This window comes from Jeotgalibacillus terrae (genome assembly GCF_016908195.1).
Taxonomy (GTDB): domain Bacteria; phylum Bacillota; class Bacilli; order Bacillales; family Jeotgalibacillaceae; genus Jeotgalibacillus; species Jeotgalibacillus terrae.
Map to the genome: position 1 here is coordinate 22,620 of NZ_JAFBDK010000018.1, position 26,038 is coordinate 48,657.

At 43.5% G+C, this 26,038-nt stretch carries 25 protein-coding genes and 1 riboswitch; of the genes, 4 read left to right on the top strand and 21 right to left on the bottom strand.

Annotated elements, in window-relative coordinates; all coding sequences use genetic code 11:
• Positions 1-75 precede the first annotated feature (75 nt).
• Entirely contained in the window at positions 76-2,175 is a 2,100-nt protein-coding gene (locus tag JOD21_RS15365; RefSeq protein ID WP_239581636.1) for a hypothetical protein, read from the top strand.
• A 99-nt stretch (positions 2,176-2,274) separates the two neighbouring features.
• Here the strand turns inward: JOD21_RS15365 and JOD21_RS15370 are convergent, their stop codons facing one another.
• From JOD21_RS15370 to JOD21_RS15400, 7 genes are all read right to left on the bottom strand, one after another.
• Positions 2,275-3,693, bottom strand: a complete 1,419-nt coding sequence (locus JOD21_RS15370; RefSeq protein ID WP_204730477.1) for a glycosyltransferase family 2 protein — start codon at positions 3,691-3,693, stop codon at positions 2,275-2,277.
• The gene (locus JOD21_RS15375) at positions 3,693-4,724 is read right to left on the bottom strand and encodes a HEAT repeat domain-containing protein (RefSeq protein WP_204730478.1); all 1,032 of its coding nucleotides are present in this window, start codon (positions 4,722-4,724) and stop codon (positions 3,693-3,695) included. The genes JOD21_RS15370 and JOD21_RS15375 overlap by 1 nt, the downstream gene beginning before the upstream one ends.
• The gene (locus tag JOD21_RS15380; protein ID WP_204730479.1) at positions 4,724-6,352 is read right to left on the bottom strand and encodes a GGDEF domain-containing response regulator; all 1,629 of its coding nucleotides are present in this window, start codon (positions 6,350-6,352) and stop codon (positions 4,724-4,726) included. The genes JOD21_RS15375 and JOD21_RS15380 overlap by 1 nt, the downstream gene beginning before the upstream one ends.
• 125 nt (positions 6,353-6,477) lie before the next feature.
• Complete coding sequence (locus JOD21_RS15385; protein WP_204730480.1) at positions 6,478-7,350, bottom strand: amidase; 873 nt, start codon at positions 7,348-7,350, stop codon at positions 6,478-6,480.
• 43 nt (positions 7,351-7,393) lie between these two features.
• Positions 7,394-7,478, bottom strand: a riboswitch (cyclic di-GMP riboswitch).
• 67 nt (positions 7,479-7,545) lie between these two features.
• Positions 7,546-8,304, bottom strand: a complete 759-nt coding sequence (locus JOD21_RS15390) for an ABC transporter permease (RefSeq protein ID WP_204730481.1) — start codon at positions 8,302-8,304, stop codon at positions 7,546-7,548.
• A complete protein-coding gene (locus tag JOD21_RS15395; protein WP_204730482.1) occupies positions 8,301-9,032 on the bottom strand; it encodes an ABC transporter ATP-binding protein in 732 nt (243 codons plus the stop codon). Before JOD21_RS15395 ends, JOD21_RS15390 begins: the two co-directional genes overlap by 4 nt.
• A gap of 93 nt (positions 9,033-9,125) precedes the next feature.
• Positions 9,126-9,458 carry a thioredoxin family protein gene (locus tag JOD21_RS15400; RefSeq protein ID WP_204730483.1) on the bottom strand — a complete coding sequence of 111 codons (333 nt, stop codon included), beginning with the start codon at positions 9,456-9,458 and terminating at the stop codon, positions 9,126-9,128.
• 156 nt (positions 9,459-9,614) lie between these two features.
• Between JOD21_RS15400 and JOD21_RS15405 the strand changes: the two genes are divergently transcribed.
• Positions 9,615-10,475, top strand: coding sequence for a GAF domain-containing protein (locus JOD21_RS15405; protein WP_204730484.1), 861 nt, complete (start codon positions 9,615-9,617; stop codon positions 10,473-10,475).
• A 163-nt stretch (positions 10,476-10,638) separates the two neighbouring features.
• On the opposite strand, the gene JOD21_RS15410 is transcribed toward JOD21_RS15405, so the two are convergent.
• On the bottom strand, positions 10,639-11,787 hold the full coding sequence (locus JOD21_RS15410; protein ID WP_204730485.1) for an MFS transporter: 1,149 nt from the start codon (positions 11,785-11,787) through the stop codon (positions 10,639-10,641).
• A 168-nt stretch (positions 11,788-11,955) separates the two neighbouring features.
• Here JOD21_RS15410 and JOD21_RS15415 point away from each other — a divergent pair, with 168 nt between their 5' ends.
• Positions 11,956-12,603, top strand: coding sequence for a DUF429 domain-containing protein (locus JOD21_RS15415; RefSeq protein WP_204730486.1), 648 nt, complete (start codon positions 11,956-11,958; stop codon positions 12,601-12,603).
• Here the strand turns inward: JOD21_RS15415 and JOD21_RS15420 are convergent, their stop codons facing one another.
• From JOD21_RS15420 to JOD21_RS15480, 13 genes are all read right to left on the bottom strand, one after another.
• On the bottom strand, positions 12,604-13,155 hold the full coding sequence (locus JOD21_RS15420) for a TVP38/TMEM64 family protein (RefSeq protein ID WP_204730487.1): 552 nt from the start codon (positions 13,153-13,155) through the stop codon (positions 12,604-12,606).
• A 108-nt stretch (positions 13,156-13,263) separates the two neighbouring features.
• A complete protein-coding gene (locus JOD21_RS15425) occupies positions 13,264-14,901 on the bottom strand; it encodes an AMP-binding protein (RefSeq protein WP_204730488.1) in 1,638 nt (545 codons plus the stop codon).
• Positions 14,902-15,162: 261 nt separating this feature from the next.
• The gene (locus JOD21_RS15430; RefSeq protein WP_204730489.1) at positions 15,163-15,375 is read right to left on the bottom strand and encodes a hypothetical protein; all 213 of its coding nucleotides are present in this window, start codon (positions 15,373-15,375) and stop codon (positions 15,163-15,165) included.
• A gap of 62 nt (positions 15,376-15,437) precedes the next feature.
• The gene (locus tag JOD21_RS15435; RefSeq protein WP_204730490.1) at positions 15,438-15,698 is read right to left on the bottom strand and encodes a hypothetical protein; all 261 of its coding nucleotides are present in this window, start codon (positions 15,696-15,698) and stop codon (positions 15,438-15,440) included.
• Positions 15,699-15,754: 56 nt separating this feature from the next.
• Positions 15,755-16,825, bottom strand: a complete 1,071-nt coding sequence (locus JOD21_RS15440) for a branched-chain amino acid aminotransferase (RefSeq protein ID WP_204730491.1) — start codon at positions 16,823-16,825, stop codon at positions 15,755-15,757.
• A gap of 308 nt (positions 16,826-17,133) precedes the next feature.
• Complete coding sequence (locus tag JOD21_RS15445; RefSeq protein WP_204730492.1) at positions 17,134-17,760, bottom strand: NUDIX hydrolase; 627 nt, start codon at positions 17,758-17,760, stop codon at positions 17,134-17,136.
• A 70-nt stretch (positions 17,761-17,830) separates the two neighbouring features.
• Positions 17,831-18,469, bottom strand: coding sequence for an alpha/beta fold hydrolase (locus JOD21_RS15450; RefSeq protein ID WP_204730493.1), 639 nt, complete (start codon positions 18,467-18,469; stop codon positions 17,831-17,833).
• A 139-nt stretch (positions 18,470-18,608) separates the two neighbouring features.
• Positions 18,609-19,628: a LacI family DNA-binding transcriptional regulator gene (locus JOD21_RS15455; protein WP_204730494.1), complete on the bottom strand. Its 1,020-nt coding sequence runs from the start codon at positions 19,626-19,628 to the stop codon at positions 18,609-18,611.
• 29 nt (positions 19,629-19,657) lie between these two features.
• Positions 19,658-20,506, bottom strand: coding sequence for a carbohydrate ABC transporter permease (locus tag JOD21_RS15460; RefSeq protein WP_204730495.1), 849 nt, complete (start codon positions 20,504-20,506; stop codon positions 19,658-19,660).
• Complete coding sequence (locus JOD21_RS15465; RefSeq protein WP_204730496.1) at positions 20,507-21,448, bottom strand: carbohydrate ABC transporter permease; 942 nt, start codon at positions 21,446-21,448, stop codon at positions 20,507-20,509.
• A gap of 75 nt (positions 21,449-21,523) precedes the next feature.
• Positions 21,524-22,804, bottom strand: coding sequence for an ABC transporter substrate-binding protein (locus JOD21_RS15470; protein ID WP_204730497.1), 1,281 nt, complete (start codon positions 22,802-22,804; stop codon positions 21,524-21,526).
• Between the two features lie 12 nt (positions 22,805-22,816).
• Positions 22,817-24,160 carry a GH1 family beta-glucosidase gene (locus tag JOD21_RS15475; protein ID WP_204730498.1) on the bottom strand — a complete coding sequence of 448 codons (1,344 nt, stop codon included), beginning with the start codon at positions 24,158-24,160 and terminating at the stop codon, positions 22,817-22,819.
• Positions 24,161-24,563: 403 nt separating this feature from the next.
• Entirely contained in the window at positions 24,564-24,809 is a 246-nt protein-coding gene (locus tag JOD21_RS15480) for a type B 50S ribosomal protein L31 (protein ID WP_041123789.1), read from the bottom strand.
• A gap of 166 nt (positions 24,810-24,975) precedes the next feature.
• Between JOD21_RS15480 and selD the strand changes: the two genes are divergently transcribed.
• Positions 24,976-26,022 (top strand): selenide, water dikinase SelD, encoded by a 1,047-nt coding sequence (gene selD, locus JOD21_RS15485; protein WP_204730499.1) that lies wholly within the window; start codon positions 24,976-24,978, stop codon positions 26,020-26,022.
• The last annotated feature ends 16 nt before the right edge of the window (positions 26,023-26,038 follow it).

Genomic DNA, 26,038 nt, shown 5'->3' on the forward strand with positions numbered 1-26,038 from the left:
TTTCCTTGTTTTATACAGCCTTTCGTCCTATTATTAAGCTATACAATTATAATAGGAGTGCAGTCAGTGAAAAAAATGATTCTGCTTATTATTTTGCCTTTGATTCTTTTTGTACCGCTGACGATTTGGTTTTTCTCTTCCTTTCAAGTTAATGATGCTCCTGCCCAGGCAGAGCATAATGGCATAAAGTACCCGGCGAGAATCACCGGTGATTCTTATGAAGTGTACCGTGATAATCAATGGGAACCTATGACAATCAAGGGTGTCAATATGGGTATGGCCAAGCCGGGAACATTCCCTGGAGAAGCAGGTATTACAAGAGAAGAGTATGATCACTGGTTTGAAATGATTGGTGAAATGAATGCAAATACGATTCGCGTGTATACGCTTCATCCACCTGCCTTTTATGATGCGTTGGCTGACTACAATGCTAGTGCCACGAAGCCTCTTTACGTGATCCACGGTGTATGGGCTGATGAAGAGCCGCTCATTGAAACACTTGACGCTTTTAACACTGAAAGTACTGAATCTTTCCAAAAAGAGATCAGTCAGATTGCCGATGTTATCCATGGTAACGCAGAGATTGAACCTGAACCCGGACATGCTTCAGGAACGTATGAAAGTGATGTTTCTCCTTATATCATTGGTTGGATGATCGGAATAGAGTGGTATCCGCTGATGGTTGATAATATGAAACAAATGTACCCGGATCTGCCTCAATTCAGCGGAAAGCATATTGTTACTGAAAATGCAGAGCCAATGGAAATATGGCTTGCAGAGCAATTCGAATTTTTAGCAGACTATGAAATCAATGAATATCAGAGTATGAGACCGCTCAGTTTTACCAACTGGGTAACAACTGATAACCTCGATCAGCCTGCTGAGCCTTCTGAAGAAGAAGATATGGCTGCGGTTGACCCAAATTTAATCAATGTAACCGGTGATATAGCAGAGGCCGGGATGTTCGCCTCTTATCATGTTTACCCGTATTATCCAGATTTTTTGAACCTGGAGGAGCGCTATACGGAGTATATAGATCACAGGGGTGAACGAAATAATTATGCCGGTTATCTGAATGATCTAAAAGATAGTCATACCCTGCCAATTCTTATTTCTGAATTCGGCATACCTGCTTCAAGAGGTATGACGCACAAAAATCCTTTTGGGTGGAATCAGGGCTTTATCGAGGAAAAAGAACAGGGTGAGATTCTGACGCGATTATACGAGGATATGATGGAGCTTGATATGCTCGGCGGGCTGGTCTTTACCTGGCAGGATGAATGGTTCAAGCGCACCTGGAATACAATGGATTACGATAACCCTGACAGACGTCCTTTCTGGTCAAACGCGCAGACAAATGAGCAGCAGTTCGGGCTATTGAGTTTTGACCGCCACCTTGGAAAAGTCAATGGAAAACGTGATGAAGAAGCGGTAACCCTCGGAGAGTATAGCGGTGCAGTAGAAGATCTCAGCGTTTTACATGATGAGCGTTATCTGTATATGCAGCTGTCATTACCCGACCTGTCAGAAGATTTCTGGCAGGATCAGTCACTTGACCTTTATTTCAGTATTCGTCCTGATCAGGGAATAGGAACTGAAAAAGGGAAAACAGACTTCAGGGCACGTATTAACGGCACGAAAGGCAAGCTCGAAATTGCAGGTGATTACGATTCGTTTTATGTTGAGTATGCTGAGAAACTGAATATGATTCCAGCAAATGAAGAACTAGACGAGTTTCACCCAATCAGACTTGCATTAAACAGGGAATTCATAAGACCTGATACGAACGAAGTCATGCCGTTTGAGAGTTATGAAACAGGCGTACTGAAATTTGGAATCGGCGATCCTGATCATGAAGAATATGATTCGTTGGCTGACTATTACTATACAGAAGAAGGGCTTTTTGAAATCAGAATCCCGTGGATGCTGCTGAACGCCCGGGATCCGAGCCAAATGGAGTTTATTGGAGACATGCGTGAAGACGGTATTTCTGCTTCGATGACAGTGGAGGATATCCGATTGTCAGCAGCAGTTATCCAAAATGACAGTCAATCTGTCATTGAACAGACACCTTTTGAATCATATTCCTGGGAAAAATGGAATCTCCCTGAATATGAAGAGCGTCTGAAAGATTCTTATTACATGATGCAGGAACATTTCAGTACAATAGAATAATCAAACGAATGCGCAACGAACCCCACAATTTTATACAAAATTCTGTGCAGTGAAAAGATTAAAGAGCCTGAGATTTGTCCCAGGCTCTTTCGTTCGTCATTATGCTGCCTCTTCTTCAGAAATGCCTTTTCGCTGCATGTTACCCCATGATCCTTTCCCGCGGATTGCTGCAATCAGCCCCTCACATCTCCACAGAACTGTTAATGGACGATACCAGAAAGCTTCTGACAATGACCAGATAAATAGCTTCAGCAAGCTTTTGACATCCGGATATTTATGATACGTCCACTCCTCCAGCAATACAGCTAAACTCGAAATCAATGAACCGTAAAGTACGGTGGCTGTGAACATAACAAACGTGATTTCCCAGGAAATAAAGGCAAATAACAGCCCGGCAACGATGATGATATAGCCAGTCAATTCGAAAATTGCACTTAACAGCTCTACAAACAAATAGTATGGAAGTGCAAATAAGCCAATTCCTTTATATTTTGGATTGAACAGCATGGACCTGTGTGTCCATAACGTTTCAGTCAGTCCTCGCTGCCACCTTCTTCTCTGCGATCTCAGAGAAGAAACAGTCGAAGGCGCCTCAGTCCAGCACACAGGATCCTGAATATACTCAATTCGCTGATCAGACCTTTCGTCTTTGATTGACTTGTGCATCCTTACAATCAATTCCATATCCTCACCGACTGTATCGACTTTATATCCACCAGCCTTAATGACACGGTTTTTTTCAAATACACCAAATGCACCTGAGACAATAAGCAGCATATTCATTCTGCTTAGTCCAAGACGACCGATTAAAAAAGCTCTGAAATATTCTATGATTTGCATCAGCACAATCGGTGTTTTAGGCAAAGCAACCTTCTCCACTTCACTCCGGACAATTCTTGATCCATTTGCAATTCTGACCGTCCCGCCTGTAGCCGTCACCTTTCCATTCGAGTCGATAATAGGCTTCATTGTTTTTAAAAGCGCATCCCGATCTAATAAGGAATCCCCATCTATCGCTGCGAAGTAGGGGTATTTAGAAAAGTTGATACCTGCATTCAGTGCATCAGCTTTACCCCCATTTTGCTTTTGGATTAAAAAAAGATGTGGAAACAGTGTAGACTGATAAGCCCGCTCAACCGGTTGAGTATCAAAATAGCGGCGGATAGCTAAATCTATTTCCTTCATTCTGAATTCAGCGATCACTTTTTCACTCGTCTGGTCAGAAGAGCCATCATCAATGATAATCACTTCAAACTGAGGATAATTGAGCGCGAGCATTGATCGTGCGGTGCTCACCACGCCAACTTCTTCATTGTAGGCAGGGACCAAAACAGAAATTGGAAACGTGTCTTTATTCATTGATATTTCTTCGATATGTGCTTCACGATTCAGCTGCCGCTCTTTTTTGATACGGGGACCAGCCACCAGAAACATACCAATATACAAAAGAGAGACTGAAGCCATATAAATAATAATCATTATGGCTGCTATGTTCACAATCCAACTCAGCCATTCCATCACCCGCTCACTCCTGTCTTTAAAGTCTGAAGCTGTCTGGCCATTTCTCTTGCATATAAGTCTTCATGGCCCTCAGCAGCAAAAGTCAATAAGATCTCCCCATCCGGCATCTGTTTAAGGGCTTCACAAGCCGCAAAGCGCACCCACCAGTTCGAATCTCCAGCAAGTTTCATCAAGGTGGTTGAATAACGTGTAAGCTGCAGGATGCCTGCCAGACGGGCTCCAAACATTCTTTCTTCCCACACTGCTGAATCAAGGAATAATGAGAGACTATCTGCAGATGAGATATAACGGTACTGACATAATGCAGCGAGTGACTTCAGCCTGATTTCTTTATCCTTATGAGTAATGTGTTGTTCAACATAAGGAAGGTGTTCATAATAACCCGTTTCACCAAAGTAAGAAATCATGCCTGTTTTAACTGACTCCGGAAGTGATTCTTCTTTTTTCAGATCCTCCAGAGATTCTGCAGGCATCCTTCTTAAAAGCTCCTTAATAAACCCCATTGAGAAAAGTTCTTCACTTAAGAGCTGTATAAGCTCTTTCTCTCCAAAGCGGGCAAGAACACGCAGTGACTGTCTATATTCTTCGTCCCTGTTCTGTAAAGTGAAAAAATGTTTTTTCACATCTGTCTGAAGCGTATTCATCGTAAAGTCTTCAATGTAATAAAGCGTATTGACCCGTTCTGCCCAGCTCCCTTTTTTCAATACAGTACGATAATATTCCGACAGGTACTTGTCAGCAGTGACCTGCATTCGTTGCTGATCACCTGCACCTTTAATATTGGAGGCATACCCTGAAAGGAGCTTCTCCATTACGCGGATACGTGTTTTCTCATCTGAAGGCAGTTCAGGCTCCTGATCAGACTCTCCGGATAAAAAAGCCAGATATGGATTCAGGACCTGATGATAAGCATGTATCATACTATTGTCGTTTCGGATCCCTTTTTGCTTTGATAATGACAAATAAATCAGCAGGATGATCTGCAGCAGCAGGAATGTCCCTGAAATCCATAACACAACAGTTACCATTAACTAAACATCCTTTCCATCATCCGGTCGATTCTTGATGCCACTTCTCTGACGTTAAAAGGTTTTAGCATATAATCATCTGCACCAAGACCGAGTGCTCTTTCTACCTCGTGATCACCCTGTCTTGCAGTAAGCATAGAAACCAGAATATTCTTCGTGCCATACGTTTCTCTTAATTTCGTCAGCACTTCAATGCCATCCATTTTCGGCATCATGCCATCCAGCAGGATCATGTATTTCCTTCCGGCCTCATACCAGCCGGCCTGCAGGAAATCTACACCATTGGCATAGGCATGAACTTTTACGGAGCGGCCGCCAACCTTCCCGCGCCGTTCGAAATGGTCTTTTAACATCTCTCTCACCAATTTATCGTCATCAACAATAATCAGCACCATTTGTTCTTCAGCCAGCTGAAGACGGATTACTTCTGAATAGCGCACTGTACAATTGCGGCCTTTTTCTTTCGCATAATATAAAGCCTTGTCAGCAGATTCAAGAATTTCTTTCATATGAAGGACGTTACGCCACTCCGTAAGCCCCGCTGAGAATTGAACATTAAATTCCTGTTCCCCGGAAGTAAATATATGAGCACTGAACGCGTTCCGCCATGTCTCAATCTTTTTTTCTGCCTCTTCATACGTTACGTCAGGCATAACAACAGAAAACTCTTCACCTCCGAAACGGATCAGCCGGTCTGCGGGATCTTTCATTTCTAAAATAATTTTTGCGAAGGTTTTCAGCACTTCATCTCCCGCAGGATGTCCATAGGAATCATTTACATTTTTGAAATGGTCAAGGTCAATCATCGCAAATACAGCCGATTCCATCTCCCCTTCTACAAGATTCCTGGTTACATTCATTATCTCTTTATCAAGACAGTCCCTTTTTAAAGCACCTGTTAAAAAGTCATTCCTGATTTGTCCAAGCAGCATATTACGTTGAAATAATCTGTTTTTTAAAAAAGGAATAATAATATTTTCATTAATCGGCTTGCCAATTACGTCAAGAACACCAATCTCGTAGGCTGCGATTCTTTTTTCATCTGTCAGCTCACTGCTTACTAAAATAATCGGCGTAAGATCTTTTCTTGCTTTTTTCATCATTTCATTGATCAGTTCATCTTCACCTTCAGATAATAAATCAAGGTCTACAATAAGCAAGTCCGGAGAGAGATCATAATAGTGCTCAAGCCCTTTTGAAAGCGCCAGAGCTGTAATCACCTGAAATTCCTGTTCTTCAAGAAAGCTTTTCATTCTTTTGATAAACTCTACATCTTTTTCTATCATTAAAATAAATGGAACTTCTGACGATTTTACTTCAACTTCATCCTGGATATCTTCAAATTGATCGAGTGCAGCTGCTTCCTGCATGAACATTTCCGTTTGTTCAGATGTGAAGAGGCTGCTCCACTCCTGTTTTGTATAAATGCGTGACCCTTTCTCATTCAGCTCAGAAAGCGCTTTTTCGGCCTGAGCAGATAAGTCTGTCAGCCCGATCGTTCCAGCAGTTCCCTTTAAGCCATGAAAGAAACGATACAATTCATCCTCTGTAACTGCGTCTTTCGCGCTCCATTCCATTACTGTCTGCTCAATTCTTTTCTTTAGCATGTCTTGATACTTAGTGCTCATCCGCCCCACATCCTATGTGTATGTTCGTATTTTATTAACACTGCTTCGTTCTTTTTCCCTATTATACATCTCTTTTAACGACCAAAAAGAACTTTCCCATAAATAGAGGAAAGTTCTGACTGAAATTATGGCTGAAGAGATTTCCAGCTTTCTGTATGGTGAATGGCAAAACCTTTGAAACTGCTGTAGCCCTGCACCTGTTCATACACTTTATCAAGCTCTCTATCCATCACTGCCTCGCCTTCCTGATAAAAGGACAGGTAATCACCTTCGTCTGTATCACCAGTCTCGACACCGATCGTGACAGGTTTAGAAAGCTTTTCTCCAACTGCTAATTCATGAAGAGAAAATGCAGCAATCAAGGCTGATGTATCACGATATGCCATGATTGTAATGCCGTCTGTCTGCTTTTGAACCCAATCAGACAATAATCCGGCTCCATATGAATTGTTGTACTTTATTTCATCAAACCAGAAAGGCAGGTCTGCTTCTAAACGGATATCTAATTGTTTCGTTTTCACTGAGGCTTCAGTGACCAGTGATTGATAGGCTTTAATGACAGTTCCACGCTTCTTGTTCCATGCACTATAGAGATACGGCTCAACATCAAGGTGCACTCCTTTAAAAGCTGCTTCACCGGAAGAAGATTCCTGATATTGTTCCACCCAGCCCAACAGCTGACGAAGCTGCAGATATCCTTTAGGTGCAGCCCAATCCGGTGCTCCATCCAGCGCATATACGTCAATGCCGCGTGCCGTTGCATCTGTTATAAAAGCGCGATAGACGTCTGCAGATACATCACGGTCAATTTGTACATATACTTTCGTCACCTGTTTGTCACTTAAAAAATCCAGCGTCTCCTGACTGCCATCAATCAGCGACCAGGGATTCCACAGCCACGTCGCTTTTTCGAAAGTTTCTGCTTTTGCCGGCACTGCCATACTGCAGATCACACCCATCATCAATAGTAATAGTGCAGAACCAATCGTCTTTTTCACGTTGTCCTCCATTCTATAAGGTCTGGTCCTCATAGAATGAGAAACCGGCAGCCAGACAACCATATGATGTACACACAGGCTCACGGCTTTGCGTCCTTTCCTTTCGGAGAAGTTTGCCCTTATCAGATTCATTTTAAAATAGTATACGATCATTCAAAAAAAGCGTCTATGCAAAAGTTTTTTGCAGCAATAAAACTACTGTTTGTCAGGCTTTAAAAGCTGCATCCGTTCATTGAATAACGTTGGGTAAGACAGGAACCCAAGCATCGCACTTGTCACAACTGCGGTGGTAAGCAGGAGAAATATGATGAGCAGCTGGAACATGACCGCCTGCAGCGGATCGGCTCCTGCAATAATCTGACCGCTCATCATCCCGGGCAGCTGAACAAGTCCAATTGTCTTCTGGCTCTCAATAGTAGGAATCGTACTTGCCTGAATAGAAGAAATCAACGGGCGGTGAATCGCCTGCTTTGGCGTCCCGCCGAGTGACAGGATTAATTCCGTTTCAGCTTCACGGGATTCAATTTCAGAGGTAAAGCGATTTAAAAACAGAATTGATAACACCATTGAGTTCCCGATGACCATTCCACTGATCGGAATAATGTATTGTGCTGTAGCCGGGGTAATGTTAAGACCAAGAAGAATGCCCTGCGTCAGCACTTCAATAAACACAAATGTCACGATCAGCTTCCAGGTGATCCCCTTAATTGATACACCTTTTTTACGTGCATTCTGTACAGCAGCTCCAATAATTAAAACAACCATTAAAAAGATATAGAAAAAGTTCTCTGCATCAAATACAAATTGTAAAATATAGCCGACTGCAAGGAGCTGAATAATTGCTCTGATCGTTGCAACGACTGCATCTTTTTCAAGTCCGAGGTTCAACGTCTTTGATAATACCAGGGGAATTAAAACAAAAATCAGTGATAAACCGAGTAATAAAAAGCTCATTCTGATTCCCCCTTTACAAACGTCCGTACTCTCGGGTTTTGAGGATCTTTCAACAGGCTGCTTTCACCTGTTTCCACCAGTTCCCCGTCCATCATAACCCATGTATATTCCCCGATTGACAGGGCTTGTTTCAGGTTATGTGTGATCCACATTATCGTGGTCTGATAGGTCTCGTTAATTCTGACAATAAGTTCTTCTATTTCCTGCTGGGATACACGGTCAAGTGAAGACGTGATTTCATCAAGGAGGAGAATTTCAGGCTTCATCACAAGTGTCCTTGCGATCGATACCTTCTGCCGCTGCCCACCTGATAAATCTTTTGCATTGCGGTCAAGAAAGCTTTCATCAAGACCAACCAGCCTGATCATTTCTTTTGCTGTCTCCTCCGGCAACTCTTCTCCCTGGAGTTCAAAAGGCAGTGCAAGATTTTTTCTGACTGTACCCGGGACCATCACTGCCTGCTGAAGCGCGATGCCAACCTTTCTTCTGAGGGCAACAGGTTCATAGGATGAAATCTTTTGATCGTCAATATAGATTTCTCCTGAGTCAGGGGAGATCAGACCGTTACACAGTCTGAAAAGGGTTGTTTTACCTGCTCCTGAAGGGCCGACAAGCGTAGTAATATGATTTTTTGGAAACCAGCCGGTAATGTCGTTCAGTATTTTTGTCTCACCTGATTGATAATGAACGTGGCTGAATTGAATCGCAGCTTGTGCATCTTTAGTCATATTCTTTACTTCCTTCTTTTTTATTTATAATTATTATAATGTAATAATGATAATAAATTTAATGTAAAAAGGCAAGCTTATCTGCCTGCCCGTTCAGTGTTCGAGTAATACTTTCATTTTATCCAATGATTCTCTGAATTCTTCAACCCTGATAAAGCGTGCATCCCTTAAAAGTTCTTTTCCCTCAGAAAAGATCAGTATAACCGGAACTGTAAAAATACTCAGTTTTCCCGCTACTTCCTCATAACTATCTGTCAGGATATGACCGAATGCGACAGCTGGATAATCTTCCATCACAAGCTGAATTTTTGGCAGCAGCGCATGACACACACTGCAGCTGTTTCTCGAAATATACACCACACTTAACTTTTCATGCATCATCTGATCCAGTTCTTTATCTGAAGTGATCTTAGTGTAATCTCTCATATACCGTTCTCCTCACATTTTGACGAATATTTATACTATTATTTGATGTTTTTTCCTGTATGATTAAATTACCCATCTGCCACAATTATACACGGTTCTTAATACAGGCTGTCAGCTTAACAACATGCAACAGTACTTTTAACCAGGAGGCAAAGAATGTCTGACGAATACAATTTAAGTAACGCTCAGTACACATCTCTTTATGAAGGTTCACAAGCACTTTTCCGGATCATTAGTGAACGTCTCAACGTGAATACTGCCTATGTCACGCGGAGAGGTAAAAATGAAATGACGGTATTAAGTTCTTTTAATGATAAGGAAGAAATTATTCCTGAAGGATATTCTGTAGAGTACGGCGGCACCTATTGCAGATTGATCATATCCAACGAAAACAGCACGATGACTACAGCTGACCTGACGAAAGATCTGATCACGAGCCAATTGGAAGTAACAGACCAGCTCGGTGTAAAAGGTTTTTTAGGGGTGACATTGAGAGACAGAGAGGGAGACGTTTTTGGCACTTTGTGTGTCATGGACCGCGATGAAAAATCGTTCTCTGATGAAGATATTGAATATCTCCATTCTCTTTCAGGCATTCTAGCCCACATGATCGAGCTTGATCAGTTGAATTACAATATGACATATTTGAATGTCCCGATTATCCCTATCACTATAGGCGTTTCAGTCTTGTCGATACAGGGCATTGTAGACAGCAGGCGATCTGATATTATACTGAACCATGTACTCCAGTATTGTACAGATCATCAAGTACATACGTTTATTATTGACCTGTCAGGGCTTATTATTTTAAATGACCAGCTGCCACGGGTCCTTTCTGACCTGGCGCAAGCACTTAGGGTGATGGGAGTCAGGCCGCTTATTACGGGTATCACACCTGAGATTGCAAAGCAGGATCTGAGAAACGCACAGCTGACTTCTCTTAATATCGAAACAGTCAGAAGTCTGGAACAGGCAATGGCATTGATTGGATTCTCTTTAACAGAAACAAAGATCTGATACAGTCCTGGAATATAGACCTTAACCTGACTTGATCAATTCATAAAAGCATCCGCACTCATCATGCGGATGCTTTCTTTATCTTTTTGGCTATGTTATAGCCCAATATTGTTTTAGCACAGCTGGTGATTGCAGCGGAAGTCAACAGCCCCCTTTAGCAGCGTTATCTTTTTAGTGTAGTTTGTCTTGCAGTTATCCAGAGTACAATCTGTATCCCACCCATTGTCACGATAATTACTGCCATGCCATATAGTGCCACGGTGTAGCTCCCTGTAAAATCAAATACAGCCCCTACTCCCAGTGGACCGAGTGCTGAAATTACATAACCACCGCCTTGTGACATAGCTGCCCAAGCGCTCGCTTCCTGATACGTATTGGTCTCAATAATCGGCAGCATTAATGCAAGCGGGAACAAACCACCTGCCCCAAGGCCGATTAAAAGCATAGCGATCAGCGGGTGACCGCCGGATATTAGCAGAAAGATCCCGCCAAGTTCAATCACTGTGCAGCCGATCAACGTTGGGAACACGTATCCGTATTTCGCAACCAGACTTGGAATAATAAAAGATGACGGAATCTGAATTAGAACGAATGCTGTTAACATCGAACCGGCAATGACTGAATTATAGCCCATGCTCTGAATAATCGGTGCGCCCCATGCAGTCACTGAATAAAAAATGCTCGACATCAGCCCAAAGAACACCAGAATCAGCCAGGCTCTGCCACTTGTCCATGGAAGTGCTGATTTTTCAGGAAGGTCCGCCTTCTTTTTACCCGGAAAACGAATCCACACCGCCATTGCAGCAACCCCGAGGAGCGCCCAGATCGCAAGTGCAGGTTCCCAGTTTCCGGCTGCCTGATAGATCGGCGCTGACAGACCGGTTGCACTGCCCGCACCGATTGCCATAGACACCGTATATACACCTACCACGCCAGGCTTAGTAGGGAAATAGTGCTTAATAAAACCGGATACCAGTGGACCTGCCACACCAATGCCGACACCTGCTAAAAAAGCGGTCACGATTAACAGCGGCACTGTTCCGAAGAAGCCTCTTAATGCAGTTGCAATGGTAATTAACAGAAGAGAATAAAAAAGGCCGCGCTCCAGACCTACACGTCCGCTGATTTTTGTCGCAAGCGGCGCAAAAATCCCCATACATAATACCGGCAGCGTCGTCAGCAGTCCCGCCGTCGTCCCGCTCATACCGAGATCCTGCTGAATTGTATCTAAAAGCGGTGCGACTGATGTAATCGCAGGTCGCAGATTAATAGATATTAAAAATAGTGCAATGATTAAATACCAGACTTTCATTTTGACACCTTCTCATTTAAAAATTGACTCTTCACCACTCAAAGTAGTGTCTAATCCTCTCAGGTTATCATAACAGGCGCACAAAAGGACATTTGTCCTCTTACATATATGAAGTTTTTTCCTGACACTGATAAGATAAGAACAATACTTGTATAAGGGGAGAGTCACTTGATCGTTATAGGAATTGACTTGTCAGGCCCAGCTAATCACAAAGATACTGTTGCAGCTGCGTTTTCAGTGAAAGAAAACCAGTTGTCATTTATAGAATCAATCAATGGCGCTTCAGATCAGGATATTTTGTCACTTGCAGGGCGTTATCTCGGGAAAGAAAAGGTGGCCATTGGTATAGATGCCCCTTTGTCTTATCAGGATGGCGGTGGGGACAGAGCACAGGATAAAGCGCTCAGAAGTGTGCTGAAAGAAGGTGGACTAAATGGAAGTTCCATTATGACACCAACGATGACACGTATGGTGTATATCACGCTGAGAGGCATTCAGCTGAGCCGGATGCTGAAAAATCTGCATGGAGATCCTGAGATTGTAGAAGTGCATCCGGGTGCGGCTATAGGGTTAAGGATGTCCTCACCTGACTTAGCCCTAAAGTATAAGAAAGATGCAGCAGCAAGAAAAGCGGTTTTCAACTGGCTGACTGAACAGTACTTCTTAGATCTGCCGCACACAATCGCTGATACAACACATGCAATCGACGCCTGTGGCGCTGCCCTTGCAGCCTGGCATTACGCCGCGCCTGACGGGGATCCTGTCTGGGTGTATGAAAAAACATCAGCAGCCCATCCGTTTGTGATGTGCTGCTGACTAAGAAATCGTATTTATTTTATCATCATTCATTTTGCCGATGACTTTATAAACGATCAGCAGCAGAATAAATAAAACAGCTGTTCCATACCAGGGCAGCTCATGAATCGCCCCTCCAAATGCAGTATAGATGACGGCAGGTGCAATGACACCGATCATGGAATAAAACATATACTCTTTACGCGTATCAGTCATTTCCATCAGATAAAAAGACAGCAGGTGAAAATGAACAAATGGCATGATCCGTAATACCATAATCTGTCCGACTGATAAATGACGGTCAGGCAGCACCTTATCTTTTAATTTCGACAGCTTATTTTTAAATGAAGGAAAACGGTATATCAGGACATAAGAGACAAAGCTCATTAAAGTCAGACCGATAAATGACAGGATGGCCCCTTCAACAAATCCAAACAGCAGCCCTCCTGCAACACATACTAAAATGACCGGTAAAAATAGCAGCGGTCTTAAAAGATGCAACAACACAAAAAGAGCAGGACCGAGCCAGCCGGATTCTTCAATAAAATGCTGTACTTGTGACAATTCGTCCATTCGGTCGCCCTCCTGTTTCCAACGTAATTAGACTTATCATATAACCTTTTGTTATGATTTGCACCATGAAAAAACCGGATCTGCATGCCAGACCCGGCTACTGTTTGATTATGAGGTTTCCACCCCTGCTTTTTCAAGTGACATCTCCCGCAGCACATATTTTTGAATCTTACCGGAGGCAGTCATTGGATAGGCATCAGTAAATTCAATGTACTTCGGGATTTTATGATGTGAAATTTTACCGCGGCAATATGATCTCACTTCTTCTTCAGTTAGTGCAGAACCTTCTTTTAAAATAATCCATGCCATCAGTTCCTCACCATACTTCGCGTCAGGCACACCAACGACCTGAACATCCTGAACCGCAGGATGCTGATAGAGAAACTCTTCAATTTCACGCGGGTAAATATTTTCACCTCCGCGGATAATCATATCTTTGATCCTGCCGGTAATCGCAATATAACCATCTTCATCCATGACGGCAATATCACCGGTATGAAGCCAGCCTTCCTGATCTATTGCACCTTCAGTTGCCTCTTCATTTTTATAGTACCCTTTCATAATCAGATAGCCTCTTGTGCACAGCTCGCCCGGCTCACCGGGTGCAACCTCCTGTCCTGTCACCGGATCAATGATTTTCACTTCTACCCCTGGATGCGGTTTACCTACTGTCGCAACACGCTTTTCGATCGCATCATCAGGCCTGGTCTGCGTAATGACAGGTGACGATTCTGTCTGGCCATAGCAGATTGTAATTTCATCTGCACCCATATCATGAATGACTTTTTTCATGACTTCAATTGGACATGGTGACCCTGCCATGATCCCTGTGCGCAGCGAGGATGTATCAAACGTATGATACTCAGGGTGATTCAACTCTGCGATAAACATGGTCGGCACCCCGTGAAGCGCAGTACACTTTTCATCCTGCACGGCGCGCAGTACTTTTAATGGATCAAATTGCTCCAGCAGCACCATTGTAGCGCCATGCGTTACGGCTGCAAGCGTGCCGAGCACACACCCAAAGCAGTGGAAAAATGGTACAGGTATACAGACACGGTCTTTTTCCGTCAGCTTCATATAGTCTCCGATCAGCTGCGCGTTGTTAACAATATTGGAATGAGTGAGCATGACGCCCTTTGGGAACCCCGTCGTCCCTGATGTGTACTGAATATTAATCACATCATCTACATGCAGTGAAGCAAAATGCTCTTCAAGCTGCTGATCTGAGACCTGTTTGGCATAAGATGTGAATTCACTCCACGTAAAAATACCCGGATAATCATTGTCACTCATCACAATCACGCGCTTTAGATGCGGCAGTTTACTGTTTTGCAGGTTTCCTTTTTCAGATTCAGAAAGCTCCGGACAGATTGCATTGATGATATCTATGTAGGAAGTTCCTTTAAACTCTTCTCCTAAAATCAGTGTCGTGGTATCTGACTGCTCAAGCAGATAAGTCAGTTCAGACTGCTGGTAATTGGTATTGACGGTGACGAGTACCGCACCCATTTTACCTGTGGCGTACTGACTTAGCAGCCATTCACGTTTATTATCTGACCAGATTGCCACATGTTCCCCTTTATTAATACCAAGACCTATAAACGCTTTTGCCAGGTCGTCTGTTTCCTGATCAAACTCCCTGTAGGTCTTGCGAATCTGATGTTCCGGATAGACGTACGCCTCCACATCCCCATATGAATGCGCCATATCCCGGACAATTTGACCAACTGTTTTCTCAAGCATGAGTAAAAACCCCTTTCTCCCATATGTTCCCTTCTATATTATCATAATGTTCAGAAAATATGGATGACAGGGTGAAATTGGGTCTTTGGGTGGCACACGGAGCGGGGCGATTTGGATACGCGTGGGGTGATAGGCCAGTAAGCGATGGGGACGGGGAAATTCCTTCACCGTCAAAGGAACGGACGACCAGCATCAAACGTCCTCTTTTATCATAAAAAACAAGAAAAAAGAGCTGGCACGTTCGCTCCAGCTCCATCAGGATCATACCTTCTCCACTATATAAGCACGTTTTGTCTGGTAGGAAGCACCATGACTGTGATAACCCTCATACCACGATACCACTCTGTACTCTCGTGATGAATCAGTGAATAATTGGTCTTCATTTGAGGAAAGTAACAGAATATCCTCTTTTGAGACGATGTCTTTCAATTCTTCACCGCTGTAATTTCTGCCTGGTTCAAGCGTCCGTGTCATCGTACCACTCCTTTTTTTGCGAATTGGTACGTCTTTTCCCATTATCTGCTTACTTAAACCACTCAGAGCCCACGCTCTGTCTGTAGCTTGTGAATGTATTCCTGTGCTTTATACTGATTCAGTCCCGTCTCATCCCTGACAAAGCCCACAATAATGTCCTGATCCTGATTACTGCGGATCAGATTCACTACCTGCTGCTCAAGCTTTTTGTCATGAATCAGTCTTTCTGAAACATTCTGATGGTTTTTTCTATTATGATTGATGAGCACGCCGATAATTAATACGAGCATCATTCCTGTCATTATTAATGCGACATAGACCATTTAAAAAACACCCTCCCTGCATGTTATTTTACAACAGGGAAGGTGTTTTCGGCATGCTATTTTACTTCAACAGTCCAGTTGAATTCATCCGGTCGTCTGCCGGTCTGAATGCCTGTAATCGTATCGTAAAGCTTCTGGGACAGCCCGCCGATTTCATGATTGTTGATGACCATTTTCTTATCTCCCCAGTTCAGCTCTCCTACAGGTGAGATCACAGCTGCAGTCCCGGTTCCGAATGCTTCCTCGATCAGTCCCTGCTCATAAAGGTCATACAGTTCATCGATTGCAATCCGGCGCTCGGTGACCGGCACATCCCAGCTATTCAGCACTTCAAGGATCGACATACGCGTAACACCTTTTAAAATACTGCCGCTCAAGGCAGGTGTAACAACTTCACCGCCAATTTTAAAGAAAATATTCATACTGCCCACTTCTTCAATGTAACGCTTTTCAATTCCGTCCAGCCAAAGGACATCAGCATTACCGGACTTTTTCGCACCAGCCTGTGCCTGGTAACCTGAAGAATAATTCCCCGCTGTCTTCGCCATACCTGTGCCGCCTTTTACAGCGCGCGTGAATTCCTGTTCAACGTGAATCGTGACAGGCTTGAGACCACCAGGGAAATACGGTCCCACTGGAGAAAGCAGCACCATCATCCGGTACGTTTTTGAAGGACTCACAGCAAGGTTTGGTTCTGTTGCTATAATGAACGGGCGTATATAAAGTGAATGTCCAGGCTCTGCCGGCACCCAGTCTTTTTCAAGTTCAATCAGTGCTTTTAAATGCTCGAGTACCTGCTCTTCATCAACCGGTGGAATGCTCAGGCGTGCGCCGGAGAGGTTCAGCCGCTCAAAGTTCTTCTCAGGACGGAATAAAAGGATACGGTCATCCTCAGTCCGGTAAGCTTTCAATCCTTCAAAAATGGTTTGTCCATAGTGAAAAATCATCGCAGCAGGATCAAGCGTAATTGGCGAATAAGGTGTGATTCTGGCATCATGCCAGCCCTTTTCCTCTTCATACTCCATCATGAACATATGATCAGTAAATGTCGTGCCAAAAGGAACCCCCGCAGATGGCTTTTCTTTCAGCTGTTGGCTTTTTACAATTTCAAGTGTTTGTGTCTTCATCTGTCATAACTCCTTTTTGGTTGTTTATTTGAATTATTGTAACAGAAGTTTTACTGATTGAAAGTGTTAAAGTGAAAAAATTCAGAAATGATTGTTTTTTTGTGGTGGGTGTGATGGGGGGTTCGCGTTTTAAGGTGGCGTGTTCGGTGTATGTGTTCTGTGGTTCGACACTTAACATGTGAACTTCGACACGCACAGCCGCATGTTCAACACTCACAGCACAACGTTCGCCACTTCAGGACTATTGACTCACATCCTCTTAAATAAAAAAAGACAACAGCACTCCGCTGTCATCTTCTTCCCGCAACTCACTCATTCTCTATCAAAATCGTATCAATAAATTCTTTCAGCACGCGCGCTGTCAGTCCCCAGATCACGCGGCCGTTATAGTGATAAAAGTATTCTGTGTATTGCCTTGTCTGCCATTTATACTCGCGGCCGTTTGCGATCAAGTCATACGGAAAGCCGTCGTCAGGCTTAACTTCAACGCGAATGATATGCTCATCCGGCTGCTCATTCAGGAAAAATGACAGTGGCACTGTAAAGACCTCTTCCACTTCAGCAGGGTTCGGCTCAATTTCAGATTCATTGTCTAAAAACCCGACGTATGTGCTGATAGTCATGCCGAATGGTGATACCAACTTTCCGAAAGAATAAACCCGGCTGATAGAAGCATCACAAAGTCCCAGTTCTTCCCTGGCTTCGCGGACTGCTGCTCCTTTTGCGCCGTCATCATCACTGTCTACCCTGCCGCCCGGAAAACAGATTTCCCCTGGCTGTCTGCGCATGGTAAGGGAGCGCACCTCAAAAAGCAGATGCAGCCCGTCATCTTTTTTGATGAAAGGAATCATGATGGAATAATTTTTGACAGTTTCTTCTCCAAGAATGATCGGCTCATGCGCCTGCAGCCGTTCAATAATTTTTTGTTCTTCCATGTCACCAGCCCCGTTGCTCTTTTTCTTAACTATAACAGAGTTTTTAAACGATCTGGCTGTTGACTGCTTATTAAGTGTGCTTGATAAAGCACCCGTTTTGAAGAAAGTGGTGGATCAGCTTTGCAATTTCCGGGCGATGATGAATTTGTTTGTGATGGTATGGAAGGATTAAATAGTCTTTCAGCTCCGGCATCCAGACGGAAGAGGTCTCAACGCGGCCATCATTGCGCTGCCTCAGCACCTTACCAAGTAAGAGTCCGGCACGGTCCCCCGCGATCGCTCCGATTTCAACATTTGATCTGCCAAATTGGTACTTTCCAATAAAAGCGGGTGTAATGGAAAGCAGGGTCTTGTATACAAAAGTAAAAGGACGTATGAAGTGTGCGATTCCAGCCAGACCGCTTCCCTGATTGGGTGTTGCGATTAATACAACTCGTGCAACTTTTTTGGCACACGCGGGATCTGTTAACACCTTACGAATCACGATCCCACCAGTACTGTGACCAATTAAAAAAACTTTTTCACCGTTTCTTATTTTTTCTTTCAGATGGGCAGATAGTATAATAGCCGCTTCTTCAAATGAATGAAATTTCAGTTGAAACGAGAGATTGATACAGTTATAGCCCATTTGACCAAGGTATCGTTCAAGCGGATACATATCGGATGCAGTTTTATTAAAGCCGTGAATGAGAAATACTTTGTTATCCACCTGTTCTCCCCTCTCCATCGCACCTTATCAGTACTTTTTTATCTAATTTACTGTCTTTTTTCAAAAGAATACAGTAAAAATGTGATGAATTTTCCCCCAATGCTCAAATAAAAAAACTGCCGGATGTCCCCGGCAGTTTTCAGCGTTGCGGCGCAGTGCCGCTGGAGTGTCTGATGATGAGTTCGGGTTCTACAGCTACTGTGCTCGATTCGATATGATTTTTGATCAGATCAAGCAGAATATGCGCTGCCATCTTACCCATTTTTACTTTATCCTGTCTGACTGTTGTGAGCGGCGGCTCGACATATCTTGCCGGCAGAATATCATCACAGCCGATGATAGAGATGTCATCAGGCACGTGAAGTCCACGTTCTTTTGCAGCCTTCATGGCACCGATCGCCATCAGATCTGCACTTGCGAATACGGCCGACGGTGCTTCTTCCTGATCGAGTAGATGATTCATTGCCTGATAGCCGCTATCTTCAAAAAAGTCTCCTTCAAAAAACCAGTTTTCATTCATCGGAAGGCCATAGTACTGAAGCGTTTTCTTGAAAGCCTTCAGCCTTGAATCAGCAACGAGGGAACCATTTGTTCCACCTATATAACCAATTTTCCGGTGACCGTTCAGGTAAAAGTGTTCAACGACTTTTCCAGCGATACTGTTACTGTCGCTCATGACAAAGCTTGAGAAGGGACCGTTTAATTCGATATCGACGCCCACACATGGAATCGGACTCTGATCAAGCTCGTAGACAGATGATTCAACCTGATCACCTGCAATAATCAGACAGCCGTCCACTTCAAAATGCTGACAGCGTGCCAGGTAGTTTTCACGCACCTCAAAGAATTGTTCATTTGAAAACAGGATCAGATCATAGCCAAGCTGACCGATCGTTTTCTTGAACTCATTCAGTACTTCAACAAAAACCGGATGGGTCAAGTCTGCGTTGACCCGTCCGGCAAATACGACACCTACGACGTTGGTTTTTTTATCATTCATCATTCTTGACTGGGATGGACGATATCCTTCGCGTTCCATAATTTCAATGACACGCTTTCTCGTCTCCTGCCCGACGTCGTGATAATTATTAATAATTTTAGAAACAGTAGCCTGAGAAACGCCGGCTAATTTGGCGATATCTTTAATGGTTACTTTCATTTTCCTAGACTCCCCGGTCTTCAGCACACTCAACTCTTTACAGCCCCTTGTGTAAGACTGCTGATAAAGGCTTTGTTGAATAGCAGGAAGACAATGATTAATGGTACAGTTGCCCAGAAAGTACCTGATAATATCATACCATAATCACGGCTATAGGAATCATTTAGTGCCCGTAATGCGACTTGAAGCGTATGGCTCGATTGGTCCTGAAGCACGACCAGCGGCCATAAGAAGTCGTTCCATACATTCATGAATACAATGATGCCAAGGGTTGCGAATGCCGGCAGAATTGCAGGCGTTACAATGTTCCAGTACACTCTGAAAATTGAGCATCCATCAATACGTGCTGCTTCAATCAGCTCATCAGGTACCGCTTCTTTAATATACTGACGCATCCAGAAGATCCCGAATGCATTGATCAGACCCGGTACGATGATCGCCTTCAGATCACTTAACCAGCCAAGCTGACTGATAATGTAGTAAGTTGGAATTAATCCAAGCTGAGGCGGGATCATCATTGTAATCAGAATCAGTACGAACAGTACGTCGCGCCCTTTAAATTTAAGCTTCGCAAATGCAAAGCCGGCTAATGAACATAAGAAAAGGCTGCCGGCAGTAACGGCTACTGATACAAGCAATGAGTTCATCATTGCGCCAAAGAAATCAATCTGACCAAGTACGTTTGTAAAGTTCGTTACCAGTTCAGGACCCGGCAGAAGTGCTGGTGGTGTCTGATTAATGACATGGTTTGGCTGAGTCGCCATGACAAACATCCAGTAGAACGGGAATAGTGATACGAGTCCGGCAAAAATCAGTAAGCCGTATAAGATAAATCTTCCCGGTTGCTTTTTAGGCTGATTAACTGTTGCTGCTTTCATTTAAGCCTTCCTCGCTTTCCCGCGGCCAAGCCGGTTAGTAATTAACAGATTCAGTACTGAGAACACCATGATAATCGCAAACAGAACGATCGCCGTTGCTGAAGCTGTTCCAAAGAAGTTATTTTCAAAAGCATCACGATACAGATAAGCTACCACTGTGATTCCTTCATCACGGAGATTTCCGTTAAAGAAGATCAATGGCTCTGTAAAGATCTGCAGTGAACCGATTGTTCCCATAAATACTGTAAATAGCACGAAAGGTTTTAACATTGGCAGCGTAATATAACGCAGCTGCTGAGACAGTGTTGCACCATCAATTTTTGCAGCTTCATATAAATCATTTGAAATACTCTGCATCCCTGCAAGGAAAATGATCGTATTATAACCAACCCAGCGCCAGAAAATCATCGCTGCAATCGCAATTTTTGCCCCCCACTCAGACTGGGTAAAGACAATCGGCTCTACACCAAAGACTCCGAGGAAGCTGTTAACTAATCCGAATGATTGATTGTTAAAGATAATACTGAACAGAATCGCTACCGCTACGATTGATGTTACATAAGGCATAAAGATTGCTACTCTGAAGGTATTTTTAAAACGAAGCACCTGTGAATTCAGTGCATATGCAAGTAAAAAGGCTACAATCAGCTGCGGCACAGTTCCCAGGAGCCCAATCACAACGGTGTTATAAATCGACTTCCAGAAGATCGGGTCATTGAATATAATTGTAAAGTTGTTAATGCCGTTATACGTCATTTCACCAAGGCCGTTCCACTTAAAGAAAGCAAGATAGAAGCTGAACAGCATCGGGAATAAACCGAAAATCGCAAAGAGAATGAAAAACGGAGAAATAAACAGATAACCTGCTATACTATGTCGCTTTTCTTCAGTCAAAGATCGCCTTGCTTTTTTCTCAGTATATTTCTCAGATTTTGATACCATTTTACAAGGTCATCTCCTTTTAATGAAAAGGGCAAGGAACCGGCTAAAGCGGACCTCACCCTTCATGAATCTTATCTACTCACGCTCAAGACGCTGCTTAATTCTTTCCATTGCATCTTCCCACTCCTGGTCAGGGTCCCCGCCGCTGCTTAAGACGTTATTAAGCGCAGTCATGATCTCACCCTGTACAAGCAGGTAGTTACGGCCTTTATATACATCATTTACTTGTTCTGCAGCTTCAGCGAATACTGCTGCTGTGTTGATACCGCCAAAGTAGTCATCAGTATAGTTAGCAAACTCTTCTTCTTCATATACAGATGGTGTTGACGGGAATAGTCCCATGTCTTTGAATGACTCAAGCTGATTCTCAGGAGATACAAGCCATTCGATGAATGCATATGCTTCTTCCTGCATTTCTGATTCTTCAGAGATTGTCAGGTAAGATCCACCCCAGTTTCCTGCTCCTTCAGGAAGCGTTGTAATTGTCCACTGATCTGTATCAGGAGCATTACCTTTTACAACGCCCTGCATCCATGCAGGCCCAAGAAGCGTTGCATACGAACCTTCAGCCATTCCCTGACCCCATTCAGGTGTCCAAAGTGGCATGTTTCCTACTGCACCTGCTTCGATCAGATCTACCGTGTAGTCATATGCTTCGCGGATTTCAGGGTTATCTTCTACGATTAATTCGTTATCACGGTTGAAATAGTGTTCACTTGCCTGGTCACGTTTTGCATTGAAAATCAACTCAGCGTTGTCAACTACCGGCTTACCAGTCTTGTCGACAATATCTTTTGCAAATGTTGCATATTTATCCCAAGTATCAACTTCAGCTGCCAGTGCTTCAGGCTCAGTCGGGTAACCCGCTTCACCAACTACATCTTTACGGTAATACATCGCCGTCGGACCGATATCTGTCGGCAGTCCAAATTGGAATTCACCGTCAGCACTTCCACCTACGTTCCATACCCAGTCAAGATAATTATCCTGCACATCAGCTGCTCCAAGGTCATACAGGTTCACAAAACGATCCTGTGCTTCACGGTAACGTTCAATCTCTCCTACTTCGATCATCGCAATGTCAGGTGCACCCTGCCCTGCAGAAAGTGCAGTGAATAAGTTATTGTGGTGATCTCCCATTTCAGTTGTCTGAACGTTAATCTTCACATCAGGATTTTCTTCCATATAAGCATCTGCCAGTTTTTCGTATCCTGTTGTACCGAATACCCACATATCGATCGTGTCAGAACCGCCCCCGCTGCCTGAAGTACCGCTATCTGCTTCATCACTTGCACAACCTGCAAGTATTGCTAAAACTCCCCCAGCTACAAGCCCTGCTTTTAAAACCTTTTTCATTTCTTCATCCCCTTAAATAGTATGTTGTTGTGCTTTTAACCCATTGTTCAAAATAACCTGACGGAACCATTTTGCACTGTCTTTCGGAATTCTCTGCTGCGTCTCAAAGTCAACATATACAAGGCCAAAACGTTTGTCATAGCCGAATGCCCATTCAAAGTTATCAAGGAAGCTCCAGGCGAAGTACCCCTTCAGATCAACACCTGCCTCAATCGCATCCAGACACGCCTCAAGGTGTTCCTGTAAGTACTGAACGCGTTCCGGATCATGAACCTCTCCGTTCGTTACTTCATCATCATAAGCTGCCCCATTTTCAGTTACATAGATGACCGGGTTATCATAATCCTCTTTCAGACGGATCAGCAGATCAGATAATCCTTTTGCATGAACTTCCCAGCCCATCGATGTCCGTCTGTGTCCTCCGCCTTCATGGCCTGCTTCAAGCCATGCGCCAGGCTGATGTGTTAAGTAAGAAATTGAATAGTAATTGATACCAAGGAAATCAATTGCTGCTGACATCGTCTCAAGGTCGTCTTCTTTAATGAAAGAGAAATCTGTATATTGACGGTAGTAATCAAACAGGTCTGCCGGATATTGTCCCTTAAATACCGGATCAAGGAACCAGCGATTCAGGAATCCGTCCCATCTGACAGCCGCTTCTTTTGATGAAGCGCTTTCATCATATGCATAAGATGAATTCAGATTTAATGTAATACCAATCTCACCTTCAAGCTGTCTTTCTCTGAAACGTTTCGTAACCATTCCGTGTGACAGGAGAACGTGGTGAGCTGCTTTCAGAAACGCCGGAATATCACGATAGCCTGGTGCATGTTCACCTGAACCGTATCCAAGCCAACTGACAACCCATGGCTCATTATGAGTAATCCAGTTAGATACTCTGTCTCCAAAACGGTCAAAAATCACGTCACAGTAATGTACGAATTCGTCAACGATGCTTCGGTTCATCCATCCACCCTGATCCTGAAGGCCCTGGGGAAGATCCCAGTGATAAAGCGTAACAGCCGGCTTAATTCCACGCTGTTCAAGTTCTGTCAGAAGATTATCGTAGAATTGAAGCCCTTCTTCACTTACCACTCTGTCCCCATTAGGGAAAATTCTTGACCATGAAATTGAAAACCTGTACCACGGAACATCCAGATCTTTCATTAACTGAACGTCCTCTTTGTAGCGGTTGATGTGATCACATGCTACTTCACCATGATCACCGTTTAATACTTTACCGGGATTCTTACAAAACTGATCCCAGATGGACTCTCCTCTTGACTCTCTCCCACCCTCAATTTGAAAGGAAGATGTAGCAGTGCCCCATACAAAATGCTCCGGAAATTTTCTCATAGCCACCATCCTCTAAAACTTACGAATATGTTTCGTTAATAATTTTTATTTAGTAAAATGTTTCGTTAATTTGGATTCTAAACCTAAAATAAAGCGCTGTCAATACGTTTTTTAAAGTTTTATTCGTAAATGTCAGAAAATATTAGCGAAACATATTCGTAATTGTCGAATCTATGACGATTTCTTTGTCTCTGTCAAATCCGGCTGATGATTTCCGCTGCAGGGGGAACGCTTTCCGCAGGGCGGGCGGTGCTAAAACAACATTGGTCTTTTAAAAATCGGTCTTTTACCTTAGATCATGACTGTTTCAACGCATGGGACATAAATGGCAGCTTAAGACGTCTGTAACGACAAAAAAGGCTGAGACATATGCTGTCCCAGCCTGATTGTTTCATGGTGCTTCTTAAGATAAGTTGTATTTCTTATTAAATCTTTCAGCGCGTCCATCCTTATCAGCAAACTTCTGTCTGCCAGTATAAAACGGATGCGTATCAGAACTTACTTCCACCTTTAGCAACGGATATGTGTTGCCATCTTCCCACTCGATTGTTTCATTAGATGACTTTGTAGAACCAGTCAGAAATTTGAAGCCGCTGTTTGTATCCATAAATACTACTTTGCGATATTCTGGGTGTGTGTTTTGTCTCATTATATATAACCTCCAATTAATTAAATCGTAAGCATTACGTTTTATATTAAATCATGTTTTCATCATTCATGCAAACATTAAGGTTCAACCAAATCATCATCAGACTGATATTGTTCAATTTGTGCTAAACTAATAGGAAATGATTTGTTTTGAAAGGTTGATTATAATGACAAATACAATAAAATTAACTTCACTTTCTTCTAAAGGCGGGTGCGGTTGTAAAATCGGTCCTGCTGATCTTTCACAGGTGTTAAAGAACCTTCCGCAGGCTGTGGCTGATCCTAACCTGCTCGTTGGACTCGACACAAGTGATGATGCAGGCGTATATAAAATCAATGAAGAAACAGCACTCGTTCAGACGCTTGATTTCTTTACACCGATCGTTGACGATCCTTATGACTTCGGGCAGATTGCAGCTGCTAATGCGATCAGTGACGTGTACGCGATGGGCGGTACACCGCTGACTGCACTGAATATTGTTGCTTTTCCTATTTCGACGCTTGATAAAAGTATCCTGACAGATATTCTTCGCGGTGCAGGCGATAAGTTAAAAGAAGCAGGCGTGACACTTGTAGGCGGGCATTCTATTGATGATCAGGAGCCAAAGTTCGGGCTTGCTGTGACAGGAACAGTCCATCCGGATAAAGTCAGAGCAAATAACGGCGCGAAGCCGGGTGATAAACTGATTCTGACAAAGCCGATTGGTGTCGGTATTTCAACCACTGCACTTAAAAACGGTCTGCTCAGTGAAGAAGAAAAGCAAAACGTTACAAAAGTGATGGCTACGCTAAACAAGAAAGCAGCTGAAATAATGGCTGGTTATGATGTTCATGCTGCCACAGATGTAACAGGTTTCGGTCTGCTCGGACATGCTTCAGAAATGGCAGCAGGCAGTAATGCAGGTATCCGCTTATACAGCAGCCAGGTTCCTGTACTTCCGCGCGTTCGTGAATTAGCTGAGAGCGGCACGATTCCGGGTGGAACGAAAAACAACTATGCTCATTTAGATGGAAAGGTATTCTTTCCTGAGGAAATGGATCAGATCGACCGCTATATTTTATGTGATGCTGTAACGTCAGGCGGGCTACTGATTTCTGTTGGCGAAAATGAAGCGGATGAACTGCTTGCCAAACTGCGTGATCAGCAGGTGGATGCTCATCTGATTGGAGAAGTTGTCAGTGACCATAGCGGGAAAATCAGAGTTCAATCATAAGTCGGAAGGTGAACAG

What these genes read in the sequence shown, in the direction of transcription:
- JOD21_RS15480 (WP_041123789.1), bottom strand. Translation starts at nt 24,809, where the DNA reads ATGAGACAAAACACACACCCAGAATATCGCAAAGTAGTATTTATGGAT.
- JOD21_RS15420 (WP_204730487.1), bottom strand. Translation starts at nt 13,155, where the DNA reads ATGGACGAATTGTCACAAGTACAGCATTTTATTGAAGAATCCGGCTGG.
- JOD21_RS15405 (WP_204730484.1), top strand. Translation starts at nt 9,615, where the DNA reads ATGTCTGACGAATACAATTTAAGTAACGCTCAGTACACATCTCTTTAT.
- JOD21_RS15425 (WP_204730488.1), bottom strand. Translation starts at nt 14,901, where the DNA reads ATGCTTGAGAAAACAGTTGGTCAAATTGTCCGGGATATGGCGCATTCA.
- JOD21_RS15380 (WP_204730479.1), bottom strand. Translation starts at nt 6,352, where the DNA reads ATGAGCACTAAGTATCAAGACATGCTAAAGAAAAGAATTGAGCAGACA.
- JOD21_RS15460 (WP_204730495.1), bottom strand. Translation starts at nt 20,506, where the DNA reads ATGAAAGCAGCAACAGTTAATCAGCCTAAAAAGCAACCGGGAAGATTT.
- JOD21_RS15410 (WP_204730485.1), bottom strand. Translation starts at nt 11,787, where the DNA reads ATGAAAGTCTGGTATTTAATCATTGCACTATTTTTAATATCTATTAAT.
- JOD21_RS15470 (WP_204730497.1), bottom strand. Translation starts at nt 22,804, where the DNA reads ATGAAAAAGGTTTTAAAAGCAGGGCTTGTAGCTGGGGGAGTTTTAGCA.
- JOD21_RS15465 (WP_204730496.1), bottom strand. Translation starts at nt 21,448, where the DNA reads ATGGTATCAAAATCTGAGAAATATACTGAGAAAAAAGCAAGGCGATCT.
- JOD21_RS15430 (WP_204730489.1), bottom strand. Translation starts at nt 15,375, where the DNA reads ATGACACGGACGCTTGAACCAGGCAGAAATTACAGCGGTGAAGAATTG.
- JOD21_RS15395 (WP_204730482.1), bottom strand. Translation starts at nt 9,032, where the DNA reads ATGACTAAAGATGCACAAGCTGCGATTCAATTCAGCCACGTTCATTAT.
- JOD21_RS15390 (WP_204730481.1), bottom strand. Translation starts at nt 8,304, where the DNA reads ATGAGCTTTTTATTACTCGGTTTATCACTGATTTTTGTTTTAATTCCC.
- JOD21_RS15445 (WP_204730492.1), bottom strand. Translation starts at nt 17,760, where the DNA reads ATGGAAGAACAAAAAATTATTGAACGGCTGCAGGCGCATGAGCCGATC.
- JOD21_RS15400 (WP_204730483.1), bottom strand. Translation starts at nt 9,458, where the DNA reads ATGAGAGATTACACTAAGATCACTTCAGATAAAGAACTGGATCAGATG.
- JOD21_RS15370 (WP_204730477.1), bottom strand. Translation starts at nt 3,693, where the DNA reads ATGGAATGGCTGAGTTGGATTGTGAACATAGCAGCCATAATGATTATT.
- JOD21_RS15365 (WP_239581636.1), top strand. Translation starts at nt 76, where the DNA reads ATGATTCTGCTTATTATTTTGCCTTTGATTCTTTTTGTACCGCTGACG.
- JOD21_RS15375 (WP_204730478.1), bottom strand. Translation starts at nt 4,724, where the DNA reads ATGGTAACTGTTGTGTTATGGATTTCAGGGACATTCCTGCTGCTGCAG.
- JOD21_RS15440 (WP_204730491.1), bottom strand. Translation starts at nt 16,825, where the DNA reads ATGAAGACACAAACACTTGAAATTGTAAAAAGCCAACAGCTGAAAGAA.
- JOD21_RS15475 (WP_204730498.1), bottom strand. Translation starts at nt 24,160, where the DNA reads ATGAGAAAATTTCCGGAGCATTTTGTATGGGGCACTGCTACATCTTCC.
- JOD21_RS15435 (WP_204730490.1), bottom strand. Translation starts at nt 15,698, where the DNA reads ATGGTCTATGTCGCATTAATAATGACAGGAATGATGCTCGTATTAATT.
- selD (WP_204730499.1), top strand. Translation starts at nt 24,976, where the DNA reads ATGACAAATACAATAAAATTAACTTCACTTTCTTCTAAAGGCGGGTGC.
- JOD21_RS15455 (WP_204730494.1), bottom strand. Translation starts at nt 19,628, where the DNA reads ATGAAAGTAACCATTAAAGATATCGCCAAATTAGCCGGCGTTTCTCAG.